A 4,843-nucleotide genomic window follows, 5' to 3' on the forward strand; every position below is an offset into this window, starting at 1 on the left:
GGTTATGTCGATGGCAAGCATTACATCTGGCCGTGGAATCTCGGAACAAACGGTATGGGAACGAGCATGCTTCTCTACACTCCAGACTTCGAAAAGGCCGGGGTCGATTGGCGGAAGATCGTTGAAGAAGGCTGGACTATGGAGGAGTTTGTGGAGATTGCGAAGAAGCTGACATGGGACTCCGATGGAGATGGAAAGATCGATCACTATGCGATCAGCTTTGGAGCACAGGATACCCACAACCTCATGAATTTCATCTACGCACATGGTGCAAAGCTTATCAACGAAGATGAAAGTAAGGTCATCTTCAACTCACCAGAGGCAGTTGCCGGACTTCAGTTCCTTCTCGATCTGGTCGAAGTTCACGGAGTTGCACCTAGCGGAGTCGAGGCTATGGGTGTTTACGACGTAATTGGGAACTTTCACTCTCACAGAACCAGTATAGGTTTTGGCGGTCCTTACGAAATTGGAAGAATCACACGTTATGTAAAATCCGGCCAGCTTGCCGAAGCCTTCTACCCGGTGATTGCTCCGTTCCCTCATCTCGAAGGACATAAGGGCGTATCTTATGCATCGGCCAGTGGATTTGTCGTCTTCAAACAGAAGGATGAGGCAAAGAAGGAAGCCGTTATGGAGTTCGCTAGATTCCTGACGAACAAGGAAAACACCGCTCTTCTGGAAAGCCTTATATATCTCACTGCAAGAAAGTCTGTAAATGCCATGCTCTTCCAGAATGATGCTTACTTGAACGAGCAGGCTCAGACATTCGCAAGGATAATGGACGAGACTGGAATGGAGTTCTTTGGATCACAGAGCTTCCCGTGGTCTGAGATATCCAAGTTCTTCACCAGCGCAATGCAGGGGGCTTTCGGAAAGACTAAGACAGCGCAGGAGGCCCTGGACGGCTTTGTAACCGAAGCCAACCGGGCACTCTCTTACTATTGATTCTAATCAAATGAGTTGAAGGGAACAGCCTCTGCCCCAAGGGCCCGGGGCTGTTCCCATTTAATGGGGGTGGTCGATTTGGAGCAGATTCCAGTTAAACCAATAAAACGAAAGACTACGTTGAAAGACGTATGGAAGGGCAGATCGGGATATCTCTTCATTCTTCCGCACTTTGCCCTCTTTGCGATATTCTTCCTTGTACCGGTTGGTTGGGGGATGTACCTGAGTATGTTTAAGTACAATGTCTTTTCTCAGACATTTGTCTGGTTCGACAACTACAAACGTATTCTCAGCGACTGGCTGTTTCTAAAATCCCTGAAAAACACCTTTATATACACTTTTGGAGTGGTTCCACTGTGGTTAGGAAAGGCCTTGCTTGTCACGGTTCTCATTTACCCGTTTAGAAAGAGCATCCAAACGTTTTTCAAAGCAGCCTTTTATCTGCCCCACGTTACTTCTACGGTCATTGTTTCCATGATTTGGCTTTGGGTTTTCAATCCTAACTTCGGACTACTCAACTATTTTATGTCTTTGCTCGGTCTGGAACCAGTAGTGTGGCTTGGAAGGTCCTTGACGGCAATGCCATCCTTAATAATGATGCAGGTTATCATGGGTGGGGGTTCGACAATAGTGCTCCTCTCTGCGGCCATGGCATCGATACCAGAGTATTATTTTGAAGCTGCAACGCTTGAAGGGGCCAGTTCCTGGGCGATCTTCAGAAAGATTACCTTACCTCTCTTGAAACCGACTATTCTCTACTCTCTCGTAATGGGTACAATAGCGAATTTCCAGACCTTCTCGAACATATACATTATGACGAGTGGCGGACCGGAATTCTCCACCACGACCGTTGCCTATTTGATTTACGAGACCGCCTTTAAGAACTATAATCTCGGCCTTGCTTCTGCAATGTCGATGGTTATGTTTGCGATACTGGTAGTTCTTGGAATAATCCAGTTCAAGTGGCTCGGCTCAAATGTGGAGTATTGAGGTGATTGGCTGTGAAAGCGAAGACTAAGACTAACATAAAAAAGATAATTTCGCTGGTTATTTTGGCGGTGCTTGCATCACTTGCCTTCATTCCCCTTTACTGGATGGTTGCAACGGCTTTTACGCAACCTTCACTGACTATGAAGTTTCCACCAGATATCATCCCTAAGAATCCAACTCTTCAGAATTTCAAGGATCTCTTCGAGAGAAAGATAATCTTTAGATGGACTCTAAATAGTTTTATTGTTGCCGGAACGGTTACTCTTGCTCAGATTTTCGTCTGTGCAATGGCAGGCTACGCTCTCGCGAAGAAGAAATTCCCTGGAAGCAAGGTGATATTCTCGATATATATCGCATCGATGATGATACCAACCCAGGTAACCCTTGTGCCCCTGTACATCTTGATCTCGAAAATGGGGATGGTGGACACTTATCAGGCGCTGATTCTGCCCGCTATTGCCGCGCCTTTTGGAGTCTTCCTTATGAGACAGTTCATGGTATCTGTACCCACAGAGATTATCGAAGCGGCAAGAATTGACGGCGCAAGCGAGTTCAAAACCTTTGCGAAGATCATTGTCCCGATTTCTAAACCGGCTATGGCTGTTCTAGGAATATTCACATTCATGAGACAGTGGAACAGCTTCTTGTGGCCACTTATAGTTACGAACACCTCCGAGATGCGAACCCTTCAGGCCGGTCTTTCTCTTCTCCAGGAGCAGGTACCGATGCAATATTCATACCTTATGGCAAGCGCTACATACTCGGCCATACCGATGATCATAGTTTTCCTTGCCTTCCAAAAGTATTTCTTGAAAGGGATAACGGTAGGAGCGATAAAGTGAAGGAGTGGGCTATGGAAAAGTTTATTGCGACACCTGAAGGAGTGTTACCAGAAAAGCAAAAGTCTGATTACTGGTGTAGGAGAATGGAAAACCCGGACGCAGTTTGGATGTTGAAGGACGAGATAGAATCCTTCAACAGCGCAATAATCCTACGAGCTAGAGAGGCCGGGAAATTAGAATTTGCTTGCAGTTTGGAAGACTGTCCATCTTCGGTTCCTTTCGAGGAAGTGAGGAGATCGATTAACGATACGATTCCCGAAACCTTCTTCCAAAGATCTCTTCTCACCTCGGAAGGAGACAAAGTTCCGGCCGAGATTCGAAACGACATCGTTGATAATGCAACCGCTATCTTAAATCAGGATATGGCCGTGAGATTCGGCTTGGTGACTCAGAGAACGAATCTCAGGGTTCTCCCAACCGATCTTATTTCATGTGATGAGTACATAGATAACGATATGCTCCAGTTAACGGCCGTGAGTATCGGGACTCCATTTGCACTCCTTGCCCGAAGCAGGGATATGTCATGGCTCTTTGTTCAGACGCCCTTTTACAGGGGATGGATCAAGGCAAACGATACAGCAACAGCCAAGAAAAGAGGAGCTGTTATGTCCTTCATGAAAGCTTCTCCATTCCTCCTCGCAACGGGCAACAGGGTGGAGATCGAACCAGATCCCTTTGCTATAAACTCTCACGGGCTCATTCTGCAGATGGGCGACAGGCTGCCTCTTGAGAAGCCTACGGAGAACGAAAACCTTCATGCTCAGGGTCCATTCTCCTGTTTCACTGTTTCAGTTCCGTACAGAGACAGGCTCGGTTTGCTCGGCTTTAGGAAAGCACTCGTTAGAATGAGCGAAGACGTCCGAATTGGCGATCTAGATTTAACAGGAAGAGCAATCCTGGATCAGGCCTTCAAAATGCTCGGAGAGAGATATGGCTGGGGTGACCTCTATAACAGGAGGGATTGTTCGAGATTCGTTCGAGACATCTATGCAAGCTTCGGAATCTTTTTACCGCGAGATGCCTGGGCGCAGGAACGTTTTGGATCAAGCAACAGGATAATTTTCGAAGGTGATGTTGAAAACAGAAGGTCTCAGCTGTCCTCTTTGAAACCGGGTAATCCTTTGTATATGCCTGGACATACTTTGATTTACCTCGGGGAGGAGAATCGACGCTTCTTTGCGATTCATGATGGGGCGGGTTATCGGGATTCGAAAGGTAAGAAGGTTTCCGTGCACGGTGTCTTTGTGGTCGATCTGTCGGTCCGAACTATGAACAGCGATAAGAGCTATCTGGAGCAGCTTACGACGGCGCTAAGAATCGATTCCGCCTGAATCTCCATAAATTGGCTGAAGAAGTTTACGGAACTCGCTGATCTGGTGATCGGAGATCGATTCGATTCTCTCCGGGATTATTCCCGCTATGCTGTTGATTGATACAGAGATTGATCTCGCAGTATATGACCGATTTTCGGTAACTTCTTCAAAAGAGTCACGGGGAAGCGGCCAGTAGTTCCAGGGATCGGGCAGTACTGCTTCCGGATCAGAGGTTTCAACTTCGAGAACGTAACCGATACGCGGTAGAAGATACCAGTCGACGACACCTTCAATTTCATTTTTCTTGTAAACATGCCTCGACTTCATAACGGCCCTTGAGACCCTCAGTTCCTTTCTCATTTGGATTATCAGTGAAAGATCGACTTTTTTCTCGATCTCTTCCCTGATGAGGCCTGCTCCCGATTTCAAGGTCTGAACCACATAAATATCTGATTCATCGACACTGACCCTTATCCGACGCCTATCAGGAGGGTTGAGGTACCACTGAACTATCAGCAGATGCCTTGTGGCCTCTTCTATCACCTCTGCCGGAATCTTCGTTTTGAAAAGAAACTTCCTTTCGATTTCGAGCAATGCCCTCACACTCCAGAAACAGTGTATATCAATACATTCACATCGGCAAGTTGCGTCTTCTTCGGTCCTGTGTTAGTATGTACCGAATAGTGACAAACGGAGGTTTATGATGGAAGAGAAAAAGGAACTTGAATTTCACGTTTCTGAAGAATGCAACGA

The 4,843-nt window shown here is 46.7% G+C and carries 5 protein-coding genes; 4 read left to right on the plus strand and 1 reads right to left on the minus strand.

Going from position 1 to position 4,843, the window contains the following annotated elements; all coding sequences use genetic code 11:
• The 4 genes from BG32_RS15095 to BG32_RS15110 form a co-directional block, all read left to right on the plus strand.
• The coding region (locus BG32_RS15095; RefSeq protein WP_121527078.1) for an extracellular solute-binding protein at positions 1-945 on the plus strand (945 nt) is incomplete at its 5' end.
• A 69-nt stretch (positions 946-1,014) separates the two neighbouring features.
• The gene (locus BG32_RS15100) at positions 1,015-1,935 is read left to right on the plus strand and encodes a carbohydrate ABC transporter permease (protein WP_236609214.1); all 921 of its coding nucleotides are present in this window, start codon (positions 1,015-1,017) and stop codon (positions 1,933-1,935) included.
• An 11-nt stretch (positions 1,936-1,946) separates the two neighbouring features.
• Complete coding sequence (locus BG32_RS15105; RefSeq protein WP_183084357.1) at positions 1,947-2,777, plus strand: carbohydrate ABC transporter permease; 831 nt, start codon at positions 1,947-1,949, stop codon at positions 2,775-2,777.
• A gap of 11 nt (positions 2,778-2,788) precedes the next feature.
• Positions 2,789-4,108 carry an SH3 domain-containing protein gene (locus BG32_RS15110; protein ID WP_039883022.1) on the plus strand — a complete coding sequence of 440 codons (1,320 nt, stop codon included), beginning with the start codon at positions 2,789-2,791 and terminating at the stop codon, positions 4,106-4,108.
• Here BG32_RS15110 and BG32_RS15115 read toward each other — a convergent pair.
• On the minus strand, positions 4,088-4,684 hold the full coding sequence (locus tag BG32_RS15115; RefSeq protein ID WP_006492814.1) for a hypothetical protein: 597 nt from the start codon (positions 4,682-4,684) through the stop codon (positions 4,088-4,090). The two genes, BG32_RS15110 and BG32_RS15115, sit on opposite strands and share 21 nt — an antisense overlap.
• Positions 4,685-4,843 lie beyond the last annotated feature (159 nt).

Origin of the sequence: Mesotoga sp. HF07.pep.5.2.highcov, from assembly GCF_003666285.1 — a bacterium.
Taxonomy (GTDB): domain Bacteria; phylum Thermotogota; class Thermotogae; order Petrotogales; family Kosmotogaceae; genus Mesotoga; species Mesotoga prima.